The sequence below is a fragment of the Lonsdalea britannica genome (assembly GCF_946477055.1).
GTDB classification, from domain to species: Bacteria; Pseudomonadota; Gammaproteobacteria; order Enterobacterales; family Enterobacteriaceae; genus Lonsdalea; species Lonsdalea britannica_A.
Genome location: NZ_CAMKXG010000266.1, coordinates 1 through 4,596, shown reverse-complemented (window position 1 = coordinate 4,596; position 4,596 = coordinate 1). Strand labels below are relative to the sequence as shown.

The following is a 4,596-nucleotide window of genomic DNA, read 5'->3' as shown; positions in this document are numbered from 1 at the left end:
CGGCAGCGTCAGATGTGTATAAGAGACAGCGACTGGATCAATTGGAAAACCGCTGGTTATCACGGCAGCGTCAGCAGGCGACGCTCGGCGCCCTGTCGCAATCCCTTATCATCCTGAGCAGCGGACTCACCGTCACATTGATGCTATGGATGGCAGCGAACGGCGTCGGCGGAGACACGCAGCCGGGCGCGCTGATCGCCTTATTTGTTTTCGCGTCACTGGCGGCCTTCGAAGCCTTAGGCCCGGTCGCCAATGCCTTCCAACATATCGGGCAGGTCGCCTCCTCCGCCGTGCGAGTCGACCAGTTGATGAAGCTGAAGCCTGCCGTCGTCTTCGCCACCGGAGGACCAGCCCCATCCTCTCAGGCTGCCTTGACGCTAGATAACGTGAGTTTCACCTATCCGGATCAGCCCCTGCCGGTGTTGCAACATGTTTCGCTAAGCCTCCAACCGGGCGAGCACATCGCTCTGTTAGGCAAAACCGGCTGCGGTAAATCAACCTTGTTGCAATTGATCACCCGCGCCTGGGACAGTACCGAGGGCGAAATCACGCTTAACGGTTCGCCGCTGTCTGCCTGGTCTGAAGAGCATCTGCGCAGCATGATGACCGTCGTGCCTCAGCGGGTACATCTCTTCAGCGACACACTGCGTGAGAACCTGCGGTTAGCAGCGCCACAGGCCAGTGATGAGCAATTGGCTCACACCCTGCAACAGGTGGGGTTGTCTAACCTGCTGGAGCAGGAGGGGCTGAATGCCTGGCTGGGTGAAGGCGGTCGTCAATTGTCCGGCGGCGAACAGCGCCGTATAGGTCTGGCGCGTGCGTTACTACATCCGGCACCGCTGATTCTGCTCGACGAGCCCACCGAAGGGCTAGACGCTGAAACGGAACAGCGCATGCTTCAGCTGCTGCGCGAACACTGCAAAGAGAAAACCCTGCTGGTGATTACTCACCGCCTGCGCGGCCTGGAAAGCATGGACCGACTGTACATCATGGACGGCGGTGAGCTTATCGAACAGGGTGATCATCAGACGCTCATGGCCCAGCAAGGCCGTTACTGGCAGTTTCATCAACATCTTTAACTGAGGCCTGACATGCAGTTGTTTGAGCTTTCGCCCTTCTCCGTGCAGTTCCCCGATCCGGAACTGGCGTTGAACGATCCTAACGGCCTTCTGGCGTTCGGGGGCGATCTGGCTCCAGCCCGTCTAATAGCGGCTTATCAGCAGGGTATCTTCCCTTGGTACTCGGAGGGAGACCCCGTGCTGTGGTGGTCTCCCGATCCTCGGGCCGTCTTGTTTCCCGACGCGTTTCACCTTAGCCGGAGCATGAAAAAGTTTATCCGCAAGACCGAGTATCGAGTGACGCTCAATCAGGCCTTTGCCGATGTCATCTCCGCCTGCGCCAACGAACGTGAAGAAGGCACTTGGATCGACGATGACATTATTGACGCTTATTGTCAGCTGCATCAGGCAGGACAGGCGCATTCGGTGGAAGTGTGGCATAATGACAGGCTGATCGGCGGTCTGTACGGCATTTCGCAGGGTGCGTTGTTCTGCGGCGAGTCCATGTTTAGCCGGGCGGACAATGCCTCGAAATGCGGTTTACTGGCGTTTTTGCGTCACTTTGTCCGCCACGGCGGCCAACTGATTGACTGCCAAATACTGAATGAGCACACGGCATCGCTGGGAGCCACTGAAATACCGCGCCGGGAGTTTCTGCAACACCTTTCCCGACTGCGTCCCATGACGCTGGATGAAACGTGCTGGCAGAGACAACCCCTGCCGCTCGCCTAATCAAACGACCCGCCTATGACGAATTAATCAAGCGCTGAGTAGCAACGCTTCTTTACATAATGTGGGTTTTTCGGCATTATCTTGCCGGTTAAAAACTAAGGTAGTAAAACCTAGAGGATTCGATGGCCAAAGAAGACAATATTGAAATGCAAGGCACCGTACTTGATACGCTGCCCAACACCATGTTCCGCGTTGAATTGGAAAACGGGCACGTGGTTACCGCTCATATCTCCGGTAAAATGCGTAAAAACTATATCCGCATCCTGACGGGTGACAAAGTCACAGTGGAGCTGACCCCGTACGACCTGAGCAAAGGCCGCATTGTCTTCCGTAGCCGCTAACAGGCCCGCCATCGCTTAACGCGATCCCACGAGGATGTTCGCCCTCCTGCCCTTTCCGCTTGCGGTCAGGGCTTTTGCTTTTTGTGCCCGTCTTCACATTTTTCTCATCGCACCCAGTGACCCTTTCTGCAGATCACGCATCCATTGTCCCCTCCTATTTCTCTTTCCCCTAAGATAATTGCACTGAGCAATATTTACAAAATTGTTGCTTTTTTATTGCTCAACTTGCTCATAATAGAGGAGTGGACCAAACGATGTTAACCATCCAGGCGATGAGGACATATCCGTTTTTGATTATTTTACAGATAACCACCATTCTGGCTTTCCCCGTTCTGGTGATGAAGCACGCTCATGCAGAAACCCCACAGCCGCAGCGCATCGCCACGGCTCCGCCGGATATCACAATGGGGCCGCTGTTCGAAGCGGTGCAGAAAGCGAAAATGTTCCCGGATCAAAAAACGTTTGTTGACGCAGTCCCCCGGTACTCGCCATCAGCCATCATGGCGGATTACTACATGCAGCGTCGGTTGGACAACTTTGATCTGCAGCATTTTGTGCGGCACAACTTCATTATTCCTGCGGATGGGAAAGGCTATATTCCCCCCGGGGGCCAGACGCTGCGGGAACATATCGTCGACCTGTGGCCGCACCTCACCCGCAGCACACCCGACATCACCCGCTGGGACTCGCTCCTACCGCTGCCCAACGCGTATGTCGTGCCGGGCGGACGTTTCCGCGAAGTCTATTACTGGGACAGCTATTTCACTATGTTGGGCCTCGCGGAGAGCGACCAATGGGATCTCATCCGTAACATGGTGCAAAACTTTGCCTACCAGATTGACCGCTACGGACACATTCCCAACGGGAATCGCACCTATTACCTGAGCCGTTCGCAGCCTCCTTTCTTCACCAAAATGGTTGAGCTGCTGGCGAAGCACGACGGCGACAATCTGCTGGTCACCTATCTGCCGCAGATGAAGCGGGAATATCAGTATTGGATGGACGGCGAAAACAGCCTCCAGCCGGGACAGGCGGATAAACGCGTGGTTCGTATCGGCAACGATGTGCTGAACCGCTACTGGGACGACCGCAACGTGCCGCGTACCGAATCCTGGCTGGACGATATCACCACTGCCAGTCAGGTGCCGGAAAGCGAACGCCCGCAGCTGTACCGAGACCTGCGCGCGGGTGCGGCATCCGGCTGGGACTTCAGTTCCCGCTGGCTGAAAGACCCGATGAAGCTATCGACGATTCACACCACCGACATCCTGCCGGTGGATCTGAACGCATTGATTTACCACAACGAAATGGCGCTGGCAAAAGCCAGTCGTTTAGCCAACAACATGGCCGATGCCGATCGTTACGCACGGCGTGCCGACAAGCGTAAACAGGCGCTAAATCACTACTTCTGGAACGCGGAAAAACGCTACTACGCGGATTATGGCTGGCGTCAGGGCAAAGTAAGTGAACAGTTGACGGCAGCGACGCTGTTTCCGCTGTACGTTCAGGCCGCTCCGCAGAATAACGCCGACGAGACCGCTCAGGCGGTCCGTGACGCGCTGGTACAGGAAGGGGGCATGGTTACGACAACGGAGCACTCTCACCAGCAGTGGGATGCGCCGAACGCCTGGGCGCCACTACAGTGGGTCGCGGTGGAAGGGCTACGTTATTATCAGCAAGAGGCACTCGCTGAAGAAATCGCGGTTCGTTTTCTGAACAGCGTTCAGCACACCTATGAACGCGAGCATAAGCTGGTAGAGAAATACGCGGTTGAAACCGGTGAACTCGGCGGTGGTGGCGGTGGTGAATACGAACTGCAGGACGGGTTTGGCTGGACCAATGGCGTCACCCTCAAGCTGTTGAGTCTCTATCCGCCCCAGCAGCAAGACAAGTAAACACCCGGCTTGTTAGCTTTCGATCTAATCGCTCATTTATTTCAAAAAAACAAGGGCATCCATTGGGATGCCCTTGAGGTCATAGGTGTCGGTAATGCGGGGTTAACGCTATACCGCGCCCTCGGTTTTGCGTTTCTGAGCGCTATGGAAGCTATAGCTCAGCTGCTGCGTCGAAGCATCCAGTTCCACCGTGACGGATCCCCCTTCTACCAGCGAGCCAAACAGTAGCTCGTTGGCCAGCGGTTTCTTGAGGTTTTCCTGAATAATCCGCGCCATCGGACGTGCGCCCATCGCCTTGTCGTAGCCTTTCTCTGCCAGCCAGTTGCGGGCATCTTCGCTGACTTCCAGCGACACACCTTTGGCATCCAGCTGCGCCTGCAATTCGACGATGAATTTGTCCACCACCTGCTGAATCACTTCGGTCGAGAGATGGTTGAACCAGATGATGCCATCCAGACGGTTACGGAATTCCGGCGTAAACACCTTCTTGATCTCTTCCATCGCATCGCTGCTGTTATCCTGCTGAATCAGCCCGATGGATTTACGCTGGGTTTCACGGATCCCGGCGTT

4 protein-coding genes and 1 pseudogene are annotated in these 4,596 nt (G+C 55.7%); 4 read left to right on the top strand and 1 reads right to left on the bottom strand.

What is annotated here, in order from left to right; all coding sequences use genetic code 11:
- The 4 genes from Q7O77_RS14855 to treA all read left to right on the top strand — a co-directional run.
- Window positions 1–1,079: ATP-binding cassette domain-containing protein (locus Q7O77_RS14855; protein ID WP_304168878.1), on the top strand; the 1,079-nt coding region annotated here is incomplete at its 5' end.
- Between the two features lie 12 nt (window positions 1,080–1,091).
- Window positions 1,092–1,790: a leucyl/phenylalanyl-tRNA--protein transferase gene (gene aat, locus Q7O77_RS14850; RefSeq protein WP_304168875.1), complete on the top strand. Its 699-nt coding sequence runs from the start codon at window positions 1,092–1,094 to the stop codon at window positions 1,788–1,790.
- A 122-nt stretch (window positions 1,791–1,912) separates the two neighbouring features.
- Window positions 1,913–2,131 (top strand): translation initiation factor IF-1, encoded by a 219-nt coding sequence (gene infA / locus Q7O77_RS14845; RefSeq protein WP_002211347.1) that lies wholly within the window; start codon window positions 1,913–1,915, stop codon window positions 2,129–2,131.
- Between the two features lie 254 nt (window positions 2,132–2,385).
- Complete coding sequence (gene treA / locus Q7O77_RS14840; protein WP_304168866.1) at window positions 2,386–4,026, top strand: alpha,alpha-trehalase TreA; 1,641 nt, start codon at window positions 2,386–2,388, stop codon at window positions 4,024–4,026.
- A gap of 108 nt (window positions 4,027–4,134) precedes the next feature.
- On the opposite strand, the pseudogene clpA reads toward treA, so the two are convergent.
- A pseudogene (gene clpA, locus Q7O77_RS14835) lies at window positions 4,135–4,596 on the bottom strand (ATP-dependent Clp protease ATP-binding subunit ClpA); the annotation flags it as partial.

What these genes read in the sequence shown, in the direction of transcription:
- aat (WP_304168875.1), top strand. Translation starts at nt 1,092, where the DNA reads ATGCAGTTGTTTGAGCTTTCGCCCTTCTCCGTGCAGTTCCCCGATCCG.
- infA (WP_002211347.1), top strand. Translation starts at nt 1,913, where the DNA reads ATGGCCAAAGAAGACAATATTGAAATGCAAGGCACCGTACTTGATACG.
- treA (WP_304168866.1), top strand. Translation starts at nt 2,386, where the DNA reads ATGTTAACCATCCAGGCGATGAGGACATATCCGTTTTTGATTATTTTA.